This is a genomic window from Paenibacillus sp. EKM10P (assembly GCF_011800655.1).
Lineage (GTDB): Bacteria > Bacillota > Bacilli > Paenibacillales > Paenibacillaceae > Paenibacillus > Paenibacillus polymyxa.
Genome location: NZ_JAALET010000005.1, coordinates 207527 through 231828 on the forward strand (window position 1 = coordinate 207527; position 24302 = coordinate 231828).

Here is a 24302-nt window from a genome sequence, read left to right on the forward strand (position 1 = left end):
AATGTTCAATCCTAACAGAAAAAAGACGTTCACTCAACCGGAGCTGGTAGCTGCCGATCAGGGGAAAGCGTCTGACTGACAGTTCCAAGCACAAGTCCTTTACTACGAATGGCATGAATCATACCTTTGAGAGCAGCAGCCGAGGATTCTGTTGGGTGCATCAATATCAGGGAGCCTGACTCAACCTTGCTGTTGATTTTATGAACCACCGATTCCGGTGACGGATGTTTCCAATCTACGGTGTCCAATGTCCACAACACAGTTTTGAGTCCATGCTCTGCGGCTATATCCACTGTTTGTTGATTAAAATCCCCCGATGGAGGGGCAAACCAATTATTTTTGACACCCAAAGTTTCTTGAAGAAGCATTTCCGTCTTTTCGATTTCTTGTACGGCTCTGGCTCGGCTCAAACGACTCATATTGGGATGAGAATAAGCATGATTCGAAAGCTCATGCCCTCTTCTTTGAATTTCCTTGGCGAGTTCAGGATTTTTCTTCAACCAACTTCCATCAAGAAAAAATGTAGCCTTAACCTTCTCCTGATCCAATGTATTCAATATAGGCACGATAAACTCATTCCCCCATGCTACATTGATCATGAAGGATACCATCGGTTTTTCAGGATTGCCCCTGTAAATGGGGACATTCCCCAGTTGATTTAAATGTATTTTGGGTGCCAATTGGCGATATACATATTGAATAGGCCGATCTGGAGCTGCAATGGCTTTGCGATAGGTAGCATCCAAATCGACTTCCAGTCCGTTATAACCTGGAATAGCCTTCCATACCCTGTCGACCTTGGCATCAACTGGTTCTCTCCGCTGACGTGCTGCTTCTGTCCTTAGTCGCTGCATAAGCGCATTATCAGGTAAAGCTGCCACCGCCATCGTGGGTGTAGCTTCAAGCTCTTCGACTCCTGTAGCGTTTCCATTACGTAATTGACTAGCGTAGTCACGAACCCCGCTAAACTGCCCGATTACCAGTGTGATGGCTAAAGTGGCTACCACCCACACTGCTCGTTTCACCCTACTCATCATTCCTTCATCCTCCCGCTCGTTTGTCCACATTGTATGCGGGGAGGACAAGATCTATGACGTAGTAAGCTATAGAAGCCCACTTGGGTGCAGCTTGTGCATATGTATGAAAAAAGAGCCAGAAACGTAGCTCTGCCTCTTTCCAAAAGCTTAATTTATGCTATTCAAATCCCTTATTCTGTACAAACGTATAGACTCCCTATTACAGTAGTTCGCGGTCTCACAACCTAGGACTTAGCAGGAGCTTCAGCCGTCAGTACTGCCTTACGGGACAAATTGACGCGACCTTGTTGATCGATTTCAGTTACTTTCACCGTAATCGTATCACCAATAGCAATGACATCTTCAACTTTGGCTACACGCTCAGTAGACAGTTGAGAAATATGAACCAGACCATCTTTACCCGGTAAAATTTCAACAAATGCGCCGAATTTTTCAATTCGTTTGACTGTACCGATGTAAATCTCGCCGACCACGACTTCTTTTACGATACCTTCAATAATGGAACGCGCCTTCTCATTCATCTCTTGATTTGTAGAAGCGATGAACACACGACCATCTTGTTCAATATCGATTTTCACGCCGGTTTCTTCGATGATCTTGTTGATGATTTTACCACCAGCTCCAATAACATCACGGATTTTGTCCGGGTTAATGTGCATTGTCATAATTTTTGGAGCGTACGGAGACAATTGCTCACGTGGCTTCTGGATCGCTTCCATCATTTTGCCAAGAATGAACAAACGTCCTTCTCTGGCTTGCTTGAGCGCATCCTGTAAAATATTGCGGTCAATACCGTCAATTTTAATATCCATTTGAATGGCAGTTACGCCTTCCGCTGTACCAGCAACTTTAAAATCCATATCGCCCAGATGATCTTCCATACCTTGGATATCTGTCAGTACGGAAACATGATCTCCATCCTTAATCAATCCCATGGCCACACCTGCAACTGGAGCTTTAATCGGTACACCTGCATCCATCATAGCCAGTGTGCTTGCACAAATACTAGCTTGTGAGGTCGATCCATTCGATTCCAGTACTTCGGAAACCAGACGGATCGTGTACGGAAATTCAGTTTCGGAAGGAATTACTTTGGAAAGCGCACGCTCACCAAGAGCACCATGTCCGATTTCACGACGACCCGGCGCGCGCAAAGGACGAGCTTCACCTACGCTGAATGGAGGGAAATTGTAATGATGCATGAAGCGTTTGGTTTCTTCCAGATCAATACCGTCCAGAATTTGTACATCCCCTAGCGCACCAAGAGTACAAACGCTAAGCGCCTGCGTTTGCCCACGTGTAAATAAGCCTGAACCGTGCGTACGCGGCAAAATGCTAGTGTCACTTTCAATCGGACGAATTTCGTCAAGCTTACGACCATCAGGACGCACTTTATCATGCGTAATCAGACGACGGACTTCTTCCTTAACGATATCATAGAGAACTTCGCTCACATCGCTCAAAAGCTCAGGTGTCTCTATGTATTGTGCTTCAAAATGGGCAACGGTCTCTTCATTAACGGCATCAATCGCCTCTTGACGAGCATGTTTTTCGGCAATTTTAACAGCTTCTACCAAACGATCAGCTGCATAAGCACGTACTTCACTGTTCACTTTTTCATCAACAGCATGCAGCTTAACCTGCATTTTCTCTTTACCTGCTACTTGCACCAATTGTTCAATAATTGCCACAATGTTCTTAATTTCATCATGTCCGAACATGATAGCTTCGAGCATAACTTCCTCTGGAATCTCATCGCCTTCTGCTTCTACCATCATAATGGCATCTTTTGTTCCGGCTACAACGAGATACAGATCGCTTGCGTTCTGCTGTGCAATGTCTGGATTAATCACAAATTGTCCGTTTACACGACCTACAGCAACTCCGCCAATTGGCCCATTAAAAGGAACATCCGAAATACTGAGTGCTGCCGAGGTTCCAATCATGGCTGCAATTTCAGGTTCGCAATCCTGATCAACACTCATGACTAGGTTTAACACCTGCACATCATTACGGAAACCTTCAGGGAACAATGGGCGAATTGGACGGTCTGTCAAACGACTGGATAAAATCGCCTTTTGACTCGGGCGTCCTTCACGCTTAATAAATCCGCCAGGAATTTTCCCCACAGCATACAATCTTTCCTCATAGTTCACGGTCAGCGGAAAAAAGTCCAAATCTTTCGGTTCACGGGAAGCGGTCACAGTACACAGCACAACTGTTTCTCCGTAACTCACCTTAACTGCCGCATTGGCTTGTTTTGCAAGACGTCCTGTTTCAAGCACCAGCTTTCTTCCGCCGAGTTGCATTTCTACGCGTTGCTCCATGGTATCCCTCCATTTCATTTCATTGTAAAAGTTCTATACACATCCAGTATTTCCTGCGCAGGTCTTATTCATAAGAAGCTCACAGACAAAATAGGATATGTAATTCAAAAAAAGATTCCTCATTTCAAAAAAGAACCCGGCTGCTGTCCGCCGTCGCCTTAGCAGGGACAAGCGGTGAACAACCAGGCTTCTTTTCTCATTACATGTCTGAAAATTAACGACGCAGTCCGAGACGCTCGATCAACGCACTGTAACGTTTAACATCAGTCTTCTTCAGGTAAGCCAAAAGTTTACGACGCTGACCGACCATTTTCAACAACCCGCGGCGGGAGTGATGGTCTTTCTTGTGCGAACGAAAGTGACTTTGCAAGTTGACGATGTTTTCAGTAAGGATAGCGATTTGTACCTCAGGTGATCCTGTATCGGATTCATGAGTTTTGTACTCCTCGATCAATTGCTGTTTACGCTCTTGAGTCAATGCCATCCTGTTCACCTCCTTCATTATAATCGCCATTAGCCTCGTAACCGCCGGTGAAAGCGGACAACCAAGCTAAGGTTCATCGTTGTTTACACAACATAAGTCAGTATAACACAGCGCCTGTCTTATGTAAATAAATTAGCCTAACAGCTTTTTAGCCGTTTGTGCGTCATTGCCAATTTGGCTGATCAGTTCATCCACTGAAGAGAATTTGCGTTCAGGACGGATGTAATGGTGAAGCTCAACAAGCACAGGCTCCCCATAAATTTGTTGATTAAAATCAAAAAGATGTACCTCAAACGACGGATTCAGCACACCTTTATGAAACGTAGGCTTAACTCCTACATTCATTACACCATTTATCCAATGATCACCCACGAGCGCCCGTACAGCGTACACACCCTTAACTGGAATGACATATGAATCATTCAGCTTGAGATTAGCTGTCGGAAAACCAATTGTGCGTCCGCGCTTCTCTCCATCCATCACAGTGCCCTGGATACGATAAGGGCGTCCCAACCAGCGCGACGCATGTGCTAAATCCCCCGTCTGTAAAGCACGGCGAATGCCGGAGCTGCTTACCTTATCCCCATCCAGTTCGAACGGTGATACAGTGTAAACAGACATCAGCTCCCCTCCCAGCTTCCGAAGCGTATCCTCATGCCCGGCTCCCCGGTGGCCAAACCTAAAATCAAAACCTACTACCGCCGTTCGAATTTGTAATGGAAGCAGCACGTCTGTTATAAAAGCCTCCGGGCTAACCTTGGAAAACTCTTCGTTAAAACTTAAAATATAAAGTACATCCACACCCATATCGGACAGAATAGTCTGCTTATCCGCAAGCGGTGTTAAATAACCTTCATAATCGCCTTTTTTCATGACTTCCTTCGGATGAGGGTGAAATGTCATGACAGATACTGGCACATTCTGTTCATGAGCGAGCGCGACAGCCTTACGTATTACGCTTGCATGTCCCAGATGAAGGCCGTCGAACTGGCCGATCGCCGTGACTTGTGGACGTCCCCATTGCTGTAATAACTCATCACTCAAAGGATAAGATAACGATACGGTAATCATATTCATTCACCTGCATTTCACATCATTTGACTAACTTCGTCAAAAATTATAGCACAATTCAAGGTGAAAAACGTCTATCAGCATAATTTCACGGAAGCCAAGCCGTGCCTTGGGGAAGATTTCTGGCGTTTATAGTATGGTTCAGCACCGCTGTAATTTTATAAATTCTATAAACTTAAAAAAACTTTAATTGGGGCGATTGCACCTGATTCATCCCGTCCATATATGCCTAAAAACGTTTTATCCTCTTTATATAATCGGAAAGGTTGGTTGTCTGTCACTGGTGGTGTAATCATACTCAGCGACAGGCGTTGGCCTTGCAGAGCTGCAGCTGCCTTAGCTTCAGCCACCGTATGCTCAGGCATATAGTCAATCGCTTTATCGGTGGCGATAAGCCGCTCACCCAGGCTACCATCGGCTACATAGCGCTCAATTTCTTCAAATGTTAAACAATGTTCCGCAGAAATTCCCGCAGACATCGTTCGCTCCAGCTTAACCATTGTTGAAGGATATCCCAATTCACGGCCAATATCAACACATAGTGTACGGATATAAGTTCCTTTGGAGCACAAAGCACGAAAAGAAATATCCACATGCGGCCCCATCTTCGCAAATCCTGTCATTTCCAGCTCATAAATGCTCACTTCACGGCTTTTACGCTCCACAGTTTTGCCTTCTCGAGCCAGCTCGTATAGACGTTTTCCATCTATTTTGAGAGCAGAGTACATGGGTGGGACTTGGGAGATCGTACCAACGAAACGTTCCAGAACCGCTTTGGCTTCCATTTCGGTAACCTCAACCGGACGTTCGCTCTCTTCTGTAATTGTCCCTGTCAGGTCTTCGGTATCAGTGGCAATGCCTAAGCGCAGTGTAGCCCGGTATTCCTTGGGCCGCTCTTGCATGTACTCCACCACTCGGGTGGCGCGTCCCAGACACAAGGGCAGAACACCAGTTACCTGCGGATCTAGCGTCCCAGTATGTCCGATTCGCTTCATCCCCAATAAACGGCGAGCCTTGGCCACGACATCGTGAGAGGTAAATCCAGCAGGTTTATAGACAGGTAGCACACCTTCCCAAGTTGCCTGTCCCTTCTTTATTGGGTTCATAGCTCAGACTTCACCCGCCCTACAACGGTCTCAATGATATCTTCCAGCTTACCCTCTAGCCGACAGCCAGCCGCACGTACATGACCACCGCCCCCGAACGATTGAGCGAGCGCAGCTACATCAACGTTCCCTGCCGATCTCAAACTTGCCTTGGTCGCTTGATCATTAATAACTTTAAAGAAAATGCCTACTTCAACCCCACGAATATTTCTTGGATAATTCACGATACCTTCCAAGTCCTCATTTACAGCACCGCATTCCGTCATATCATCAGGTGTTACAACGACCCAAGCAACTTTACCATCCTCTGACATCGTGAGCGTTTGCAATGCTTTGGTCAGCACTTTCATTTGGGGAAATGTCATTTCCTCGAGCAATTTCTCGGACAAAAATGGGCCATCAACACCATAAGCAAGTAGTTGCGATACCGTAGACATCACTTTCGGTGAAGTGTTGGAGTAGCGGAAGCCTCCCGTATCCGTTAACAACCCTGTATATACAGCTGTTGCTACTTCTACATCCCAAGTTACTGCAAACTTTTCCAATAAATCAAAAAGAATTTCCGCTGTTGCCGCAGCATCTGACTTAATCACATTAATCGCACCATAAGCGTCGTTCGTTGGATGATGATCAATATTCAGAATAATGGCATCTTCCGTAAAAAACTGCTCTGTCAAACCAACACGACGGTAATCCGCACAATCTACACAAATGATTCGGTTGTATTTCCGTTCTGGCGGTTGTTGACTCATATCCATAATCTCATCGGCATGCCATAAAAAATCCATGCGTTTAGGAATAGGTCCCTCATTCAGCATGGTAAATTTCTTCCCCAGACATGAGAGAAGCCAGCCCACCGTTACGGTGGAGCTGACTGCGTCTCCGTCCGGCTGTACATGCGATACGATCAGGTAATCATCATGCTCCAGAATAAATTCCTTCGCTTGTTGAAGCGCCTGTTCATAGGTATGCATTGCCGTCTCCTTTACATTCAGTTCATGGTTCTTCAGACTAACAAAAATCCCTATTTCTCATCCTTGTCGATATCAATCAACAGCTTTTCAATTCGGCTGCCATAAGCAATAGATTCGTCAATTTTGAAAATCAGCTCAGGAATATGGCGAAGCCGTATCCGTTTGCCAAGTTCAGAACGAAGATAACCGTTCGCTTTGTCCAGCGCCTTCAGAGAAGAAGTTTTTTGTTCTTCATCTCCAAGTACGCTCAAGTATACTTTCGCTTGGGACAAATCGTTTGTGACATCGACACCAGTCACCGTAATAAAACCGATACGTGGGTCTTTTAATTCGGTCTGTATGAGTAGGCTTAGTTCTTTCTTAATCTGTTCGCCAACTCGACCTGTACGTATTTTAGCCATGGGTGCTCACCTCTCTGCCGTTAGCGCTCCACTGTTTCCATGACGAACGCTTCAATAATGTCGGATTCCTTAACATCATTATAACCATCAAGGGTGATACCACATTCGTAACCTTGGGCAACTTCTTTTGCGTCGTCCTTAAAGCGTTTCAGTGAGTCGATTTTACCTTCAAAAATAACGATACCGTCACGGATCAGACGTGCTTCTGCTGAACGAGTAATTTTACCAGACGTTACCATACAACCAGCAATCGTACCGACTTTAGTAACTTTAAACACGTTACGAACTTCAGCGTGACCAATCACATTTTCTTTATATTCAGGGTCCAGCATGCCTTTCATAGCCTGCTCGATTTCTTCAATGACATTGTAAATGACGCGATGTAGACGAATGTCCACTTTTTCAGCTTCTGCTGTAGACTTCGCCTGATTATCAGGACGAACGTTAAAGCCAATAACAATGGCATTGGATGCCGCAGCCAAAATAATATCGGATTCGGTGATTGCACCTGCACCACTGTGAAGGATTTTGACGCGTACACCTTCAACTTCAATCTTGTTCAAGGAGCCTTTCAGCGCTTCGACAGAACCTTGTACGTCACCCTTAATAATGACATTCAGATCCTTCATCTCGCCATCCTTGATGTGTTGGAACAGGTCATCCAGCGTTACGCGGGTATTACTGCCCAGATCGGATTGACGTTGTGTAATCGCACGTTTATCAGCGATAGCACGAGCTTTACGCTCATCCTCGAACACCATGAACGGATCGCCTGCAAGTGGAACTTCTGTCAAACCAGTAATTTCAACTGGTGTAGAAGGACCTGCTTCCTTAAGACGACGGCCTTTATCGTTGACCATGGCACGTACACGTCCGAAGCAGTTACCTGCTACGAATGCGTCGCCGACTTTCAGTGTCCCGTTTTGAACGAGAATACGGGCTACAGAACCGCGACCTTTATCCAGCTCAGCCTCAATAATAGTACCACGTGCCCGTTTATCAGGGTTCGCTTTGTACTCATTCACTTCAGCTACGAGCAGGATCATTTCGAGCAAGTCTTCCAGACCCATTCTTTGTTTAGCGGAAACGTTGACGAAAATTGTATCGCCGCCCCACTCTTCGGGCACCAATTCATATTCTGTAAGTTCCTGCTTTACTTTGTCCGGGTTGGCATCCGGTTTGTCGATCTTGTTTACAGCTACGATTATTGGTAGACCTGCTGCTTTTGCATGGCTAATGGCTTCAACCGTTTGTGGCATAACACCGTCATCAGCTGCAACCACAATAATCGTCATATCTGTTACTTGAGCACCACGTGCACGCATAGCGGTAAAGGCTTCGTGGCCCGGTGTATCTAAGAAAGTGATTTTTTTGCTGTTGATTTCAACTTGGTATGCACCAATGTGCTGTGTAATACCACCAGCTTCGCCACCTGTTACATTCGTGGAGCGAATGGCATCCAGCAAAGTTGTTTTACCATGATCGACGTGACCCATAATGGTTACAACCGGTGGACGTGTTCTCAAATCCGCTGGATCATCATTTTCTTCCACAGTTTCAAAACGATCTTCTTCCACTGGGATTTTCACTTCTACCTCGACGCCAAAGTCACCAGCAAGCAAGAGAATGGTATCCATATCCAGTTCTTGGTTGATGGTCGCCATTGTTCCGAGCATAATCAGCTTCTTGATGACTTCTGACGCATCCTTATGAAGAAGCTTGGCTGTTTCACCTACAGTCATCTCACCACGCACAATAATTTTCTTAGGCGTGTTGTCGATTTTCTCGCGACGCTCCTGTTGTTGACCTTTACCACGGTTGTTGAATTTGCCGCCACGATTGTTTCCACCGCGGTTGTTGCCTCCACGGCCACCGTTACCACCCCGTCCTCCGCCTTGACGGTTATCGTCAAAACGTCCTTGACCGAAACGGTTACCGCTGTTGTTGGAGTTACCACCTGTACGGTTGCCACCACTGCGGTTGGAATTGTTGCTTCCTGCGGAAGAAGAAGTTCTTACTGCCGTACCACCCTGGCTGCTTCCCTGAGGACGCGAACCTGTGTTATTGCTACCGGTACGCTGTTGTCCTCCCTGCTGTTGACCATTACTGCGGTTCTGAGTGCCTTGCTGGCCGCTTGGTCTACTAGAACCTTGTTGACTGCGGTTTTGACCGCCCTGCTGACTGCTTTGCGCTTTTGGAGCGCTACTTCGGTTACTGTTTTGGTTGTTGTTTGTCCTATTCATACTTACCTGCTTTTCCTGTTGATTTTTGGTTTGCTCCGTTGAATGATTACTATTCTGGCTTGAACCGGTCTGATTCGAGCTTACTTGCGCCGTGCCTGCTTCGCCTTGCTTGACCGCAGCATTGGATTTAATATTCTTAAAAAAGTTTTCCACTTTACCTACGGCATCATGTTCCATGACGCTCATATGGTTGTTTACGGGAATATCCAGCCGTTTAAGAATGGTGATAATTTCTTTGCTGCTCATGTTCAACGATTTGGCGTATTCGTATACCCGCACTTTGTCTTTGCTTTCTTGTTTACTCAATATACTCCACCTCCGACATTATCCCCGCATGTTTCATGATCAATTTCGCGAATCCTTGATCCGTCACAGCCAGCACGACCCGTTCAGGTTTGCCGATGCTGCTTCCCAAGCTTTCCCGGTCAAATCCTATCAATAAGGGGATTTTGTACGTCCCGCATTTGTCGCGGAATTTCTTTTGAGTATTCATTGAAGCATCTTTCGCAAGAATGACCAGCTTGGCTTCTGAAGACCTGATCGCTTTATAAACGATCTCATCACCTGTTAGCAGCTTGCCAGCTCTCATGGCAAGCCCCAATCCAGACAGCGCCTTATTCATCCTGCACGCTGCCTTGTGCCGCCAGGAATTCTTCCTCGACGGCAGCAAAATCACGACTTAGCTGCTCATAAATATCAGGATGGACCGAGTGCTTCAATGCTCGATCCAGTGCCTTGCTCTTTTGAGCCAGCTTGAAGCAGGCGGCTTTGCCGCACAAGTAAGCGCCGCGTCCCGACTTTTTGCCAGTCAAGTCAATCAACACTTCGTCTTCAGGGGTTTTGACGACACGGATTAACTGTTTCTTTGGCATCATTTCATGACAGGCGACACATTTGCGCAAAGGTATCTTTCTCTGTTTCATGCATTAACCCCCCTACACTCCGCTTAATCTACAGAAACGGAATCCTGATGCATTTCATCGGTGGATGTTCTCGGTCTGCCGAGCTCTTCCTCCGCCTGTGTTTCACTCTTAATATCAATTTTCCAGCCAGTAAGCTTAGCAGCAAGGCGAGCATTTTGCCCTTTGATACCAATAGCTAGAGAAAGTTGATAATCAGGTACTATAACGCGAGCCATTTTCTCTTCTTCAAATACCTGTACTTCAAGCACCTTGGACGGACTCAAAGCATTAGCCACGTATTCATCAACATTATCAGAATAGCGTACAATGTCGATTTTTTCACCACGCAGCTCGTTTACAATGGTCTGCACCCGCGTTCCTCTTGGTCCCACACAAGAACCTACCGGATCAACCTCAGCGTTACGAGAATGAACTGCGATCTTAGAACGGAAGCCTGCTTCACGCGCTACGGAACGAATCTCTACAACACCGTCAAAAATTTCAGGTACTTCGAGTTCGAACAAACGCTTAAGCAGACCCGGATGTGATCGGGACAGCATAATTTGCGGTCCTTTGGTTGTGTTCTCCACCTTGGTAATATAAGCCTTAATCCGATCCAAATGGTTGAATTTCTCATTAGGCATCAGCTCGCTCAACGGAAGAACTGCTTCCACCTTGCCAAGATCAATATAAATATTACGTGGGTCTTGGCGCTGTACAGTTCCTGTTACAATATCCTCTTCCTTGTCCACAAACTTGTTGTAGATCAATCCCCGTTCCGCTTCGCGAATGCGCTGAGTCACAACCTGCTTCGCTGTTTGTGCAGCAATCCGTCCAAAATCACGTGGTGTGACTTCAATTTCAGCGATATCCTCCAACTGAAAATGTGGGTTGATCTCACGGGCTGCTGGCAACGAAATCTCGGTGCGAGGGTCCAATACCTCCTCAACAATCAGCTTGCGGGCATATACCTTAATGACTCCCGAGTTGCGGTTCATATCAACACGCACGTTTTGTGCGGTATTGAAATTCCGTTTGTAGCTGGAAATCAGGGCTGCTTCAATGGCCTCAAACAGCACGTCCTTACTGATCCCCTTTTCTCTTTCCAACTCGTTCATTGCTTCAATAAAATCCATACTCATGGATTACTGCTCCCCCTTTCAAATGATGGCACCTGCGTACTGGTCGGCACACGAGGCAAAAAACATGTAGTACATGTCAAACAGCAACAATCAAATCTGAATTAAAATATGATCGCGAGCCTTGCACCAGCTACCTTGTCATAAGGTAAGGTATGCTTCTTTTGTCCGCTTTGGACGGTAAGTTCCCCATCTTCAAAAGAAAGCAAACGGCCTTCGAATTCCTTCAGACCGTTAATCGGCTCGTATGTAGTAACGAATACGTTTTTGCCTACCGCTTTAGTGACATCCTCCGCTTTTTTCAGCGGTCTTTCGGCGCCTGGTGAAGACACTTCCAGAAAATATGCTGTAGAAACAGGGTCATTTTCATCCAGCTTTTGACCCAAATATTCACTGATCATACTACAGTCGTCCAGATCAATTCCTCCGTCTTTATCTACAAAAACGCGAAGAAACCAATTGCTACCCTCTTTGACATACTCGACATCGACCAGTTCAAAACCATGCTCATCGAGGTAAGGTTGGGCCATTTCTTCTACTACTGATTTGATCTTTGGTGTGCTCAAAGATTATAACCTCCAAAAGTGAACTTTCCTGTGGTGAAAAAGAGATACCCTCTTACTGTGGGCAATGCTTCTCCATCACCGGCATTTTCATTTTCATTTGATGTAATGTTCATTTTGGGCTCACTGCAAATAAACCGGCGTACCGGTTGCCTGCCCAAAAATAACCTTTTTTCACGTTGTACCTGTATATCAAACAGTAAAGAGTGGGTTTCCCCACTCTTTTAGCAACGGTTTTATCTCCATGATTACCAAAAAAATTATAACATAACCGTAGTTATGTGACAAGTGCCAGAGCTTGACTACTGTGGTTCAGATTAAAACAGAGACAGCTGATTACTCTCTGGCAGACCTCGAAAGCAACCCATTTGGGACAGCATTTCGACAATGGTTTTACTAGCCTTCGATTTCTGTTGAAAATCCTCAACGGACAAAAATTCACCCTGTTCACGGGCCGCTGCGATGTTACGTGCTGCATTATCTCCAATACCCTGAAGAGCTCCGAACGGAGGAATGAGCGAGTCCCCGTCCACTTTGAAACGAGTAGCTTCGGAACGGTACAAATCAATAGATTTAAAACTAAACCCGCGAGCCGTCATTTCCAAAGCCATCTCCAGAATTGGAAGCATCCCTTTTTCTTTAGGTGGAGCCTGAAAACCAAGCTGCTCAATTTCGACAATCTTCCGTGCAATCGCATCATACCCTTGACAGCACAGATCAATATCAAAATCGGCTGCACGTACTGAGAAGTAAGTTGCATAATACTCGATCGGATGATACAGCTTGAAATACGCTGTACGCACTGCTGAAATAACATAGGCTGCAGCATGCGCCTTCGGAAACATGTACTGGATTTTAAGACAGGAATCAATGTACCACTGCGGCACCTTGCATTTTTTCATTTCTTCAATCCATTCGGCACTAAGCCCTTTACCTTTACGTACGCTCTCCGTAATTTTAAAGGCCAGACCTGCATCCATCCCCGCCTTGTAAATCAAAAACAGCATAATATCATCCCGACAACCAATTACGGTCTTGATGTTACATGTATTATTTTTAATCAACTCTTGTGCGTTCCCCAGCCATACACCCGTACCGTGAGACAAACCGGATATTTGCAGTAAATCGGCAAAAGAACTCGGCTGCGACTCTACCAGCATCTGGCGTACAAATTTGGTCCCCATCTCTGGTACACCATAGGTGGCGACAGGTGTGCGGATTTGCTGCGGTGTTACACCGAGTGCCTCCGTGGAGTTGAACATGCTCATCACCTTGGGATCATTCATTGGAATGGTCGTAGGGTCAACCCCGGTCAAATCCTGAAGCATTCTCATCATGGTCGGATCATCATGGCCCAGAATATCGAGCTTGAGTAAGTTCGCATCAAAAGCGTGATAATCAAAATGCGTCGTTTTCCATTCCGAGCTCGTATCATCAGCCGGATACTGTACTGGTGTAATGTCCTCGACCTCAATATAATCAGGAACAACAACGATCCCGCCCGGATGCTGTCCGGTACTACGTTTTACACCCGTACAACCAGAAGCCAGCCTGTTCAGCTCGGCTCCGCGCCATTTTTTATGATGTGCCTCTTCATATTTTTTGGCAAATCCAAACGCCGTTTTCTCAGCTACTGTACCAATAGTTCCTGCACGGAAAACGCTTTTTTCACCAAACAATACTTTCGTATAATTATGGGCAACAGGTTGATATTCACCAGAGAAGTTCAAGTCAATATCGGGAACTTTATCTCCTTTAAAACCGAGGAACGTTTCAAAAGGTATATCCTGCCCCTCACCCTTAAGCTTGCCACCGCAATTTGGACAGTTTTTATCTGGCAAGTCAAAACCGCTTGGAACACTTCCATCCAAAAACCATTCGCTGTGTTTACAGTCAGAATTACCGCAAATATAATGGGCGGGCAGCGGATTTACCTCAGAAATACCGAGAAAAGTAGCAACTACAGAAGAACCAACAGACCCCCGTGAACCTACCAAGTATCCATCCTGGTTAGATTTTTTAACCAGACGTTCAGAAATGAGATAGTTAGCGGAGAAACCGTATTTAATAATAGGTTCCAATTCTTTTTCAAGGCGAGCTACAACAACCTCAGGTAAGGATTCACCATAAATGGATCGAGCCGTCTCATAGCATGTATTGCGTATTTCCTCATCTGCTCCGTCCAGTAATGGCGTAAAAAGCTTGTCAGGGAACAGTTCCAGTTCTTCAAAACGCTCTGCCAGCTCGCTAGTATTTGTCACAACAACTTCATACGCTTTTTCCTCGCCCAAAAACTCGAACTCTGCCAGCATTTCATCCGTTGTACGTAAATGAGCATCTGGCTTTCGGATATCCTTTAGCGGGCTAAATCCAGTAATGCCGTGAATGGTAATATCACGGTACAGCTTATCGCGAGTTTCCAAATAGTGAACATTGCCTGTAGCAATCACGGGCTTATCAAGACGTTTTCCTATTTCGCATACTTTACGTATGGCCGTTTTTAGTGCATCAGGCCCGCTTACCAGTTGCTTTTCCACCAGATGCATATACATCGTCAAAGGTTGAATTTCCAACACATCATAAAACTGTGCAATCTCCTCGGCTTCTTCCTCGGACTTGTTCAACACGGCCTCGAAGAATTCTCCTTTTTCGCAGCCAGAAATAATAAGCAATCCGTCTCTCATCTCAGACAATTTCGATTTAGGAATACAAGGCACACGCTTGAAATATTCGGTATGAGACATAGAAACCAGCTTGTACAGATTTTTTTTACCAACCGGATTGAGAGCATAAATGCAGCAGTGGAAAGGACGAACAGTCGATAGGTCCTTTCCCACATAATCATTCAAGCGGTCGAGCATTTTAAAACCCTTAATTTGCTCTGCATCGTTTAGTAGTCCGTTTAACACTTCTGCCAACGCAACTGTATCATCAATAGCCCGGTGATGGCTTTCCAACGCGACTTTATATTTAGTAGTCAGTGTGTTCAGACGGTGATTTTTCAACGTAGGAAACAGCAAACGAGCCAGTTCCAGCGTATCCAGCACCGGATTGGTCATTTCGGGCAAACCCATCTTTCGAAGAGTGGCCTGGATAAAGCCGACATCAAACCGCGCATTATGGGCAACCAATACAGCATCACCAGCAAAAGCTACGAACTCCTTCATAACAGGTTCGACATCCGGCGCATCCTTGACCATTTCATCATTAATGTTGGTCAGTTGCTGAATGTTGTAGGGTATACGTTCATGCGGATTGACAAAGGTTGCATAACGATCAATTTCCTTACCCTCATGCATTTTAACAGCAGCAATCTCAATGATTTTATTTTGTGTAACTGACAAACCCGTGGTTTCAATATCAAAAACGACATAAGTCGCTGTTTTCAAATTTAAAGGCTGTGCCTGCATTACAACCTCGACAGCATCATTAACTACATTGGCCTCAATGCCGTAGATCATTTTAATGCCGTTCTTCTTTGCAGCCTTAGCAGCATCAGGGTAGCATTGCACACCGCCATGATCTGTGACCGCAATCGCTTTGTGCCCCCATTTGGCGGCTGTTTTGACATATTGATCAATCGAGGCGACAGCATCCATGGCGCTCATCTTTGTGTGTAGATGAAACTCAACCCGTTTTTCCGCTGCATTATCCTTACGTCCGGGTGGAGCCTGTACTTCAACTAGATCGGAAGGAATCATAACCAGCTCAGGAATTTGCATAAAACGGTCATATTCAACTCGTCCCCGCACTTTGACCCATTTACCGTTAGCCAACAGACTGAGAATTTTTAGATCTTCTTTAGTTTTAGCAAACATTTTCATTTGCAAGGAATCACTAAAGTCTGTCAAATAATACGTAAACAACGTACTGCCATTGCGCAATTCTTTACTGTCCAAACCGAAGATTGTTCCTTGTAGGGTGACTTTCTTCTCTTCGTCCTGAATCTCTTGCATCGGAATAGCCGGTTCTTTGATGTCATAACCAAATTGAAGCCGCACGTCTCCTTCTTCTTCTTCCAAAGGTGGCATTTCAGCTTCCATACTTTCCATCATCTGCTGAATGACTTCGCGTTCTTCCTGCATTTTCTTTTCCTGAAATTCCTGTAATGCCTCCTGGTTACTTTCACCCACCTGAACTTTAATACGCATAGAGAGCCCGAAATATTTATCGTAAAACTTAATAATAGCTTGATCTATCTGCTTTTTACGCGCTAGTTCCAATGACATACTATCGCTCATTGTTAGTAATAATAGACCGTCTTCCCACTCATGCACAGCCCGGTTCATCCAACCGTTAACAGATGGAATTTCACGGTGCACCCACTCTAAAAAAAGCTTCCAGTATTCACCGATAATATCACCAGGTTGAACCTGCTCACTGTACTGAAAGCGGAATGTGATTTTAGCGATATGACTCATTTTTTCCTGTACTTGAATACAGAACGTACGATACACCTGAGCGGGGACCAGTGTCTCCTTGGCAATAGTGATATTCCAATCCTTGTTGGTACGGCTAATCTCAACCTGATCGATCCAACCGTCCAAAAAATAAGGATCCACCACTCCCGCCGGCATTACAACCTGCTTCATTAGCAGCTCCAGCCGCTTTCTCTTTTCTTCAGCTCCGCCCATGGCTCTCCCCCCGATTTCCAATCTACCTTTCTGAAAACATGAAAAGCTTCTGCGTCTAAAACATCTCCGACCGCAAAAGCTTTTCGTAGCCTTCTTCAACCTCATCACAATAATATAGATGTCCGGAATATTAATCCGTAACAGCTATTCCTGTTGGCGAAGAGAATGAAGTGAGTATAGGGTATTGCTCTTCTTAATTAATACGCCCGTGCGAACACTACTGTATGCTTGGCTGGTTTGCCACAGCACAAACATGTTGTCTTTTGCTCGGTTGTTTTAAACGGTATGTTACGGCTTGTAGCGCCTGTCACTTCTTTAACTTTGTCTTCACATTCTTCAGATCCGCACCAACCAGCCAAAGTAAAGCCACGTTTCTCTTCCATGAGAGTCTTCATCTCATCCAATGTATTGACGGAATAGAAGTTTTCTTCCATGAAGTTCTTTGCACGGTCAAACATCTCTTGTTGTACCTGTGCGAGCATCGCGTGTACTTCTTCAAGCAGATTGTCCTGTTGGACAATCTTTTTCTCGCCGCTGATACGGGATACGAGCACACAGACACCGTTTTCCATATCACGAGGGCCGATTTCCAGACGAACCGGTACACCACGCATTTCATATTCATTAAACTTCCAGCCTGGACTTACATCACTGCGGTCGTCCATTTTAACACGGACACCCGCTTGTTTCAACTCGGCAAACAATTCATCTGCACGAGCGATAACTGCATCACGTTTCTTAGGTGGTCCAATAGGAACCATAATAACCTGCGTAGGTGCCACCTTAGGAGGCAGTGCAAGACCACGGTCATCTCCATGGACCATAATCAATGCACCGATCAAACGTGTACTTGTTCCCCATGAAGTCGTATGCGCGAATTCCAGGTTGTTTTCACGGCTCAAATATTTAATGTCAAACGCAACGGCAAAGTTAGTTCCCATGTAGTGGGACGTTCCAGCTTGTACCGCTCGTCCATCTTTCATCATCGCTTCCAGTGAAAATGTATCCTTCGCACCTGCAAACTTTTCAGAAGGTGTTTTCTGTCCAGTAATAACCGGAATAGCTAGAACTTCCTCAATGACCTCACGATAAACTTCCAGCATTTTCATCGTTTCTTCACGTGCTTCTTCTTCTGTTTCATGTGCTGTGTGACCTTCTTGCCACAAAAATTCACTTGTTCGCAAGAAAGGCAGCGTACGTTTTTCCCAACGCACCACGTTAGCCCATTGGTTAATTAGCACAGGCAGATCACGATAGGATTGAATCCATTTCGAGTACATATGACCGATCATCGTTTCTGAAGTTGGACGGATTGCAAGACGCTCTTCCAGCTTTTCTCCACCAGCCTCAGTCACCCATGGCAGTTCAGGATTAAATCCCTCCACATGCTCTTTTTCTTTTTGGAAAAAGCTTTCTGGGATAAACATTGGAAAATAAGCATTGCGATGTCCCGTTTCTCTGAAACGCACATCCATAGCTTCCTTAATGTGCTCCCAAATCTCAAAACCATCGGGACGGAATACAATACACCCGCGAACTGGCGAGTAATCCATCAGCTCTGCTTTTTTAATAACATCAATATACCATCGGGAAAAATCTTCGCTCTGCGGCGTGATTTCCTCGACAAACTGTTTATCGTTCGACATAGAAATGCATGTCCTCCCATACAGACCATTTTTATAATGACCGTCTCTAATTAACCATTAATTAAGCGTAAAATATCGTTATACGTGACCGCAATCATTAGCAGGAATAGCATAGCAAAACCAACGAAATGGACCATTCCTTCCCTGCTCGGATCAACAGGACGTCCTCTTACCGCCTCAACACCAAGGAAAACAAGTCTACTTCCATCCAACGCCGGAATAGGCAGTAGATTGAATATCCCCAAATAAAGACTCATGATCGCAGTCCAATATGTCAACTGCTCAATGCCTTGCTTAGCGATTTGTCCCGTCACTTCAAAAGTACGTACAGGGCCTCCCAGGTCATTGATAGAAAAACGTTGGATAAGCTGGCTAAATCCTTGAAAAATAATATCTGTCGTTCTGACCATGGATTGTCCGGCAAATTTGAATGTTTCCCCTACACCAGCTTGGCGTTTTGGAAGTTCAGGCACAATGCCCACCTTGCCACCCTTTTGTCCTTCCATTGCACGAGGTGTAATCGTAAGATCAAAGGTTTTATCATCACGGCGAACTGTCCACTTCATCGGCTTGTCTTGGGAATCCGCAATCAGTTTGATCATGTTTTCAACATTCGCACCAATTGCAACTCCGTTCACCGATTCGATGATATCTCCCTTATGCAAATCAGCTTCAGCAGCTGGCATACCTGCTGTAATTTCACTAATTTGGACATACGTCGGGTTGTCCACTTGTATGCCGACCATCTGGATGTGCAAACCAAACAGAATAAAGGCAAGAATAAAATTCATCAGGGGTCCAGCAAATATAGCCATCGCACGCTGTCCTACTGTTTTACTCCCATACTGTCGATCCTTCGGTGCAATTTGAATGGATTGTCCTTTGGTTACCATCATCGCTTGTGGGTGTACAGTGTATTGCTGATCTTCGCCATCCACATCCAATTTTACAGTTAACGCTTGTTCCAGATCAATCTCCAACACTTCACCGCGCACTACATTCTTGCGGTTATCCAGTTGGTCCAAATAGATGGTCTTAACGACGCCATCTGTCACGCGCACAGCAATCGTTTGTCCGGTTTCAATTTCATTGACCTCCGGATCTTCTCCCGCCATACGTGCAAAACCACCGAACGGCAGCAACCGTAGCGTAAATCGTGTCTCGTTTCTTTTATAAGAGAACAGTTTCGGACCGAAACCGATCGCAAACTCCCGTACCAGAATCCCGGCGCGTTTGGCAAAATAATAATGCCCCCATTCATGCACCGTCACTATGACGAAAAACATGAGCACCGTCATCAACACTATTTGAATCGTTTCCAATCGTTTCCGTTCCCCTTTCAATGAGATCGAGTTTGTCTTCCTAGATTATCATTATTCTCCGAACCCGCACAAGAGAATCACAATTCGTTTCTTGACCCCAACATTAACCTACAACTTCGAAGCTTTACTACGAGTCTCGCGGTCACAAGTTTCAATCGCAGACAAATCAGGATCAGCCATATTGACATGCTGTTCTAGCACCTGTTCAATAATCGCTTCAATATGCAGAAAAGAAATTTCTCCACGTAAGAAACGAGCAACAGCAATCTCATTAGCAGCATTAAAAGCGGTCGGTGCTGTACCCCCCATTTTACCACATTCGAAGGCAAGCCTTAAACAAGGAAAACGATTAAAATCCATTTCCTTAAAGTGGAGTTTGCCCACTTCAGCCAATGACAGAGGCTTTGCCGGAGACTTCATCCGCTCAGGATAAGTTAATGCATATTGAATGGGTACTCTCATGTCAGGGTTCCCAAGTTGAGCCACAATGCTTGTATCTTGAAACTCGACGTAGGAGTGAATAATGCTTTCCGGATGAAGCAGCACATGGATCTGCTCATAGCTAAGCCCAAACAACCAATGTGCCTCGATGACTTCCAGCCCTTTGTTTACCATCGTTGCTGAATCAATTGTAATTTTGGCCCCCATTGACCAATTAGGATGCTTAAGTGCATCTTTCACGGTAACTTCACGCAGCTGTTCTCTTGTCAAATCTCGAAAAGAACCGCCTGATGCTGTGAGGGTAATATGTGCCACATCTTTCATACGCTCACCATTCAAGCATTGGAAAATAGCTGAATGCTCACTGTCAATCGGCAGCAACGGCACTCCTTTCGCCCGAGCTCGCGCTGTGACCAGATGACCAGCCGTAACTAGTGTTTCCTTATTGGCTAAACCGATCTGTTTTCCAGCCTCAATCGCGGCCAGCGTGGAGTGCAATCCGACACTGCCCATTACAGCCGTCACAACCATATCCGCCTCTGTGTTCGCGGCCAGCTCAACGAGTCCTTCATTTCCCCAGTGTAGTTCGATTCCAGAAGGCAGTAAAGGACGAATTTCATCCGCTAACTGCTGAGTACCGACAGACACTTTTTTGGGATGATAGAGACGCGCTTGCTCAGCAAGCAACTTTATATTGGAGCCACCTGCTAAAGCCTCAACAGTGAACTGATCTGGGTGCATGGACACCACATCCAGCGTTTGAGTTCCAATAGATCCGGTTGAACCAAGTACCGTAATTCTTTTCATGATGCACCTTCCTATCCTGAAAATCACTTTTATCAGGAGCTCATTGTTTGTTATCCAGGCAACTATGCAGCTGATTCTATCCTTCTAATAGCGCAAGGCTAACAGTATAAAGGTTGATCCTCAGCATAAGTTGTAATCACCAGGCTCATGGAAGCAGCATCAGCATATGTACAAATGGAAAAACGACAATCCAGCTGTCGCAGCGGTCTAGTATACCACCGTGTCCTGGCAGCAGATTACCAGAATCTTTGATGCCGTACACTCGTTTGTATGCAGATTGTACCAAATCACCCAGTTGTCCCACAACAGCACATGACAAACCGATGCCGAAGGCTTTGCCCCAGGGTAACAGTCCACCTGACAAACCAGCGAATACCAGAGCTATAACCAGCGCTAAAACAACTCCGCCAATGGACCCTTCGACCGTTTTATTTGGACTAATCGCAGGCCATAGCTTCGTCTTCCCTGCCATTTTGCCTACAAAATATGCCCCTGCATCACTTGCCCAAATACAAGACAACAACAAAAAAGTCCATAACAGTCCATGTTCCATATGACGTGATTCCGCAATATACGAAAATCCAAATCCTATATATACAGTACCAAGAAATAGTATAGCTACCGTTTGAATCGGGATTTTATTTTTCGTTCCTACCGTGATCATCATAAACACTATCATTACCAACCAGAGCAAACTAGCAAAGGGTAGCGGTGAATGCAAACCCAAAGGTTGATATGGGAATACAAATGCTAATATGCTTACGTAGCCAAGTATTGCTGTACCTCCAAAAGGAGATACCTGCGTCATTCGAGCGAACTCATAAAATCCGATTAGGGCCATCACCAATATAAGCAAATGGTAGGCCAAGCCGCCCCACAGGACCATTGCGAAAAAGAATATGCCTGCCAGAATACCGGTAATTAATCTCTGTCTCAACGGCTTTCATCCTCCATTTACTTCAGTCCGCCATACCGTCGTGATCTTTTCTGATATTCGATCACTGCTTCGTATAAGTGCTCTTTCTTAAACTCGGGCCAATAAATATCAGTAAACCACAGTTCACTATAAGCAAGCTGCCAAAGCATAAAATTACTGAGTCTAAGCTCCCCGCTTGTTCGAATCAATAAATCAGGATCTGGCATACCCGTAGAAAGCAACGTGTTGCCAATTAGCTCAGATGTTATATCTTCCGGCTTCAGCTTTCCATCCTCAATTTGACGGCCCAATGTTTGCATGCATTCTGTGATCTCCAACCGACTGCCATAATTTAATGCAAAATTAAGTACAAGTCCGGTATTATTTTCGGTACGTCGAGTCGCTTCAGTCAGCGCTTCAACGGTATGAGAAGGTAAATGCTCCTTGTTTCCCATCATACGCACTTGCACATTTTTTTCAACTAGCTCATCCAGCTCAATTGCCAAAAATTCTTGAGGCAGTTTCATTAGAAAATCAACTTCGTCCTTTGGACGTGTCCAATTCTCAGTTGAAAAAGCAAATAAAGTTAAATACTTAATACCCAGTTCATCCGCTGCAATTGCTGTGCGTTTCACTGCCTTCATTCCATTTTGATGCCCTACAATCCGCGGCATTCCAATCCGTTTGGCCCATCTGCCGTTCCCATCCATGATGACAGCAACATGCTGCGGAATATTGTCTTTTGAAATGGCCGGTGTTTGCTGTTTTTGTTCCCCGTTCCACCAAGACCGAACCCGTTTGATCATTCCAGTTCCTCCAGCATTCTCTGAAAATGTGCCTCAGGCTTGAAAAGAGACAAACCCCACCGTAAGGGAGGGGCTGCCAATCTTTTTAAACTTCCATAATTTCTTTTTCTTTTGCAGCTAAAACTTTATCTACTTCAGCGATAAACTTGTCAGTCGTCTTCTGGATATCTTCCTGATGCTTACGAGATTCGTCCTCGGAAATATCACTTTTCTCCATTTTTTTGATATCATCATTTGCATCACGACGAATGTTACGAATAGCGATTTTTGCTTCTTCACCGCTCTTTTTCGTCAGCTTCACCAAATCAGTTCTGCGCTCCTCCGTTAAAGCAGGAATACTCAGACGAATGGTGTTACCATCATTCGAAGGCGTCAAACCTAAATCGGATTTTTGGATAGCACGCTCGATATCAGCCAAAGAAGATTTGTCCCAAGGCTGAATCATCAAGGTCCGACTGTCAGGTGTATTGATATTCGCCAGCTGATTGACTGGAGTCATTGCGCCGTAATATTCAACCTGCACACGGTCCAGTAATGCTGGTGTTGCCCGTCCTGCACGCAAAGATGCAAGATCACGTTGCAATGCCTGGATTGCTTTTTGCATGCGCTCTTCAGCGCTCTTTTTCACAGATTGTGGCATTAATTTACACTCCCTTTGACGATCGTACCAATTTTTTCACCCAGTACGACACGTTTAATGTTACCTTGCTCTGTAATAGCAAAGACAATCAACGGAATATTGTTATCCATGCACAGCGAGGAAGCTGTAGAATCCATGACACCGAGATTTTTGTTAAGCACATCTAAATACGTAAGCTGCTCATATTTTTCAGCTGTGCTATCTTTAAACGGATCGGCGGAGTACACACCATCTACTTTATTTTTAGCCATCAGAATCACTTCTGCTTCAATCTCAGCGGCACGTAGAGCAGCTGTAGTATCAGTCGAGAAGAACGGATTACCCGTACCTGCAGCAAAAATTACGACCCGACCTTTTTCCAAGTGACGGATAGCTCTACGGCGGATGTAAGGTTCTGCAATCTGTTGCATCGCGATGGATGTTTGTACACGCGTAGGCACTTCAATTTGTTCCAAAGCATCCTGTAAAGCCAGTGAGTTCATCACGGTTGCGAGCATACCCATGTAATCTGCCGTTGCCCGGTCAATGCCATTGGCACTTCCAGCAATACCGCGCCAAATATTACCGCCTCCGCACACAATAGCAACTTCTACTCCTAGTTCCACCACGTCCTTGACTTGCTCAGCAATCGACGCAATTGTATCCGCATCAATACCATAACCGTTAGGACCTGACAGCGACTCCCCACTAACTTTCAGAACAACACGTTTAAACACAGGTTTTTCCAAATGATCACCCTCCAATTTCATATATTCTTTATGTAACAGGATAGGTGTCCTGTTGCAAGAAAAGGAACACCGATGTGTTCCATTTCTGTTTATTCATATGCAATTACCGATCGTT

At 45.2% G+C, this 24302-nt stretch carries 20 protein-coding genes; all 20 read right to left on the bottom strand.

The genetic code is table 11. The annotated features are described in order from the left end of the window. Positions 1-29: 29 nt before the first annotated feature. Entirely contained in the window at positions 30-1037 is a 1008-nt protein-coding gene (locus tag HFE01_RS15490; RefSeq protein ID WP_107734225.1) for a polysaccharide deacetylase family protein, read from the bottom strand. A 224-nt stretch (positions 1038-1261) separates the two neighbouring features. Next, the gene (gene pnp / locus HFE01_RS15495) at positions 1262-3364 is read right to left on the bottom strand and encodes a polyribonucleotide nucleotidyltransferase (protein WP_107734226.1); all 2103 of its coding nucleotides are present in this window, start codon (positions 3362-3364) and stop codon (positions 1262-1264) included. A 214-nt stretch (positions 3365-3578) separates the two neighbouring features. Then, the gene (gene rpsO, locus HFE01_RS15500) at positions 3579-3848 is read right to left on the bottom strand and encodes a 30S ribosomal protein S15 (RefSeq protein WP_007430074.1); all 270 of its coding nucleotides are present in this window, start codon (positions 3846-3848) and stop codon (positions 3579-3581) included. A 132-nt stretch (positions 3849-3980) separates the two neighbouring features. Continuing rightward, entirely contained in the window at positions 3981-4919 is a 939-nt protein-coding gene (locus HFE01_RS15505; RefSeq protein WP_107734227.1) for a bifunctional riboflavin kinase/FAD synthetase, read from the bottom strand. A 167-nt stretch (positions 4920-5086) separates the two neighbouring features. Next, positions 5087-6025 carry a tRNA pseudouridine(55) synthase TruB gene (gene truB, locus HFE01_RS15510; RefSeq protein ID WP_016820983.1) on the bottom strand — a complete coding sequence of 313 codons (939 nt, stop codon included), beginning with the start codon at positions 6023-6025 and terminating at the stop codon, positions 5087-5089. Next, positions 6022-6999: a DHH family phosphoesterase gene (locus HFE01_RS15515; RefSeq protein WP_016820982.1), complete on the bottom strand. Its 978-nt coding sequence runs from the start codon at positions 6997-6999 to the stop codon at positions 6022-6024. The genes truB and HFE01_RS15515 overlap by 4 nt, the downstream gene beginning before the upstream one ends. A 50-nt stretch (positions 7000-7049) precedes the next feature. After that, positions 7050-7400, bottom strand: coding sequence for a 30S ribosome-binding factor RbfA (rbfA, locus tag HFE01_RS15520; RefSeq protein ID WP_167438449.1), 351 nt, complete (start codon positions 7398-7400; stop codon positions 7050-7052). A 20-nt stretch (positions 7401-7420) separates the two neighbouring features. Next, on the bottom strand, positions 7421-9949 hold the full coding sequence (infB, locus tag HFE01_RS15525) for a translation initiation factor IF-2 (protein ID WP_025364655.1): 2529 nt from the start codon (positions 9947-9949) through the stop codon (positions 7421-7423). Beyond that, positions 9942-10265: a L7Ae/L30e/S12e/Gadd45 family ribosomal protein gene (locus HFE01_RS15530; protein ID WP_007430068.1), complete on the bottom strand. Its 324-nt coding sequence runs from the start codon at positions 10263-10265 to the stop codon at positions 9942-9944. Before HFE01_RS15530 ends, infB begins: the two co-directional genes overlap by 8 nt. Continuing rightward, entirely contained in the window at positions 10258-10566 is a 309-nt protein-coding gene (rnpM, locus tag HFE01_RS15535) for an RNase P modulator RnpM (RefSeq protein ID WP_007430067.1), read from the bottom strand. The genes HFE01_RS15530 and rnpM overlap by 8 nt, the downstream gene beginning before the upstream one ends. A 23-nt stretch (positions 10567-10589) precedes the next feature. After that, positions 10590-11687: a transcription termination factor NusA gene (gene nusA / locus HFE01_RS15540; protein ID WP_016820980.1), complete on the bottom strand. Its 1098-nt coding sequence runs from the start codon at positions 11685-11687 to the stop codon at positions 10590-10592. Positions 11688-11788: 101 nt separating this feature from the next. Continuing rightward, entirely contained in the window at positions 11789-12250 is a 462-nt protein-coding gene (gene rimP, locus HFE01_RS15545; protein WP_107734228.1) for a ribosome maturation factor RimP, read from the bottom strand. A gap of 314 nt (positions 12251-12564) precedes the next feature. After that, entirely contained in the window at positions 12565-16881 is a 4317-nt protein-coding gene (locus HFE01_RS15550) for a PolC-type DNA polymerase III (protein WP_025364654.1), read from the bottom strand. 197 nt (positions 16882-17078) lie between these two features. Next, positions 17079-18527 (bottom strand): proline--tRNA ligase, encoded by a 1449-nt coding sequence (gene proS, locus HFE01_RS15555; RefSeq protein WP_107734229.1) that lies wholly within the window; start codon positions 18525-18527, stop codon positions 17079-17081. 50 nt (positions 18528-18577) lie between these two features. After that, positions 18578-19849 carry an RIP metalloprotease RseP gene (gene rseP, locus HFE01_RS15560; protein ID WP_017427940.1) on the bottom strand — a complete coding sequence of 424 codons (1272 nt, stop codon included), beginning with the start codon at positions 19847-19849 and terminating at the stop codon, positions 18578-18580. A gap of 108 nt (positions 19850-19957) precedes the next feature. Beyond that, entirely contained in the window at positions 19958-21097 is a 1140-nt protein-coding gene (locus tag HFE01_RS15565) for a 1-deoxy-D-xylulose-5-phosphate reductoisomerase (protein WP_107734230.1), read from the bottom strand. Positions 21098-21242: 145 nt separating this feature from the next. Continuing rightward, the gene (locus HFE01_RS15570; protein WP_107734231.1) at positions 21243-22034 is read right to left on the bottom strand and encodes a phosphatidate cytidylyltransferase; all 792 of its coding nucleotides are present in this window, start codon (positions 22032-22034) and stop codon (positions 21243-21245) included. Between the two features lie 17 nt (positions 22035-22051). Beyond that, positions 22052-22819, bottom strand: a complete 768-nt coding sequence (locus tag HFE01_RS15575) for an isoprenyl transferase (RefSeq protein ID WP_107734232.1) — start codon at positions 22817-22819, stop codon at positions 22052-22054. Between the two features lie 85 nt (positions 22820-22904). Then, positions 22905-23459: a ribosome recycling factor gene (gene frr, locus HFE01_RS15580; RefSeq protein WP_014599669.1), complete on the bottom strand. Its 555-nt coding sequence runs from the start codon at positions 23457-23459 to the stop codon at positions 22905-22907. Then, positions 23459-24187, bottom strand: a complete 729-nt coding sequence (pyrH, locus tag HFE01_RS15585) for a UMP kinase (protein ID WP_013309918.1) — start codon at positions 24185-24187, stop codon at positions 23459-23461. The genes frr and pyrH overlap by 1 nt, the downstream gene beginning before the upstream one ends. Positions 24188-24302: the final 115 nt, after the last annotated feature.

Excerpts from the sequence above, each read along its gene's own strand:
- HFE01_RS15490 (WP_107734225.1), bottom strand. The coding sequence starts at position 1,037 with ATGATGAGTAGGGTGAAACGAGCAGTGTGGGTGGTAGCCACTTTAGCC.
- pnp (WP_107734226.1), bottom strand. The coding sequence starts at position 3,364 with ATGGAGCAACGCGTAGAAATGCAACTCGGCGGAAGAAAGCTGGTGCTT.
- rpsO (WP_007430074.1), bottom strand. The coding sequence starts at position 3,848 with ATGGCATTGACTCAAGAGCGTAAACAGCAATTGATCGAGGAGTACAAA.
- HFE01_RS15505 (WP_107734227.1), bottom strand. The coding sequence starts at position 4,919 with ATGATTACCGTATCGTTATCTTATCCTTTGAGTGATGAGTTATTACAG.
- truB (WP_016820983.1), bottom strand. The coding sequence starts at position 6,025 with ATGAACCCAATAAAGAAGGGACAGGCAACTTGGGAAGGTGTGCTACCT.
- HFE01_RS15515 (WP_016820982.1), bottom strand. The coding sequence starts at position 6,999 with ATGCATACCTATGAACAGGCGCTTCAACAAGCGAAGGAATTTATTCTG.
- rbfA (WP_167438449.1), bottom strand. The coding sequence starts at position 7,400 with ATGGCTAAAATACGTACAGGTCGAGTTGGCGAACAGATTAAGAAAGAA.
- HFE01_RS15530 (WP_007430068.1), bottom strand. The coding sequence starts at position 10,265 with ATGAATAAGGCGCTGTCTGGATTGGGGCTTGCCATGAGAGCTGGCAAG.
- rnpM (WP_007430067.1), bottom strand. The coding sequence starts at position 10,566 with ATGAAACAGAGAAAGATACCTTTGCGCAAATGTGTCGCCTGTCATGAA.
- nusA (WP_016820980.1), bottom strand. The coding sequence starts at position 11,687 with ATGAGTATGGATTTTATTGAAGCAATGAACGAGTTGGAAAGAGAAAAG.
- HFE01_RS15550 (WP_025364654.1), bottom strand. The coding sequence starts at position 16,881 with ATGGGCGGAGCTGAAGAAAAGAGAAAGCGGCTGGAGCTGCTAATGAAG.
- proS (WP_107734229.1), bottom strand. The coding sequence starts at position 18,527 with ATGTCGAACGATAAACAGTTTGTCGAGGAAATCACGCCGCAGAGCGAA.
- HFE01_RS15565 (WP_107734230.1), bottom strand. The coding sequence starts at position 21,097 with ATGAAAAGAATTACGGTACTTGGTTCAACCGGATCTATTGGAACTCAA.
- HFE01_RS15575 (WP_107734232.1), bottom strand. The coding sequence starts at position 22,819 with ATGATCAAACGGGTTCGGTCTTGGTGGAACGGGGAACAAAAACAGCAA.
- frr (WP_014599669.1), bottom strand. The coding sequence starts at position 23,459 with ATGCCACAATCTGTGAAAAAGAGCGCTGAAGAGCGCATGCAAAAAGCA.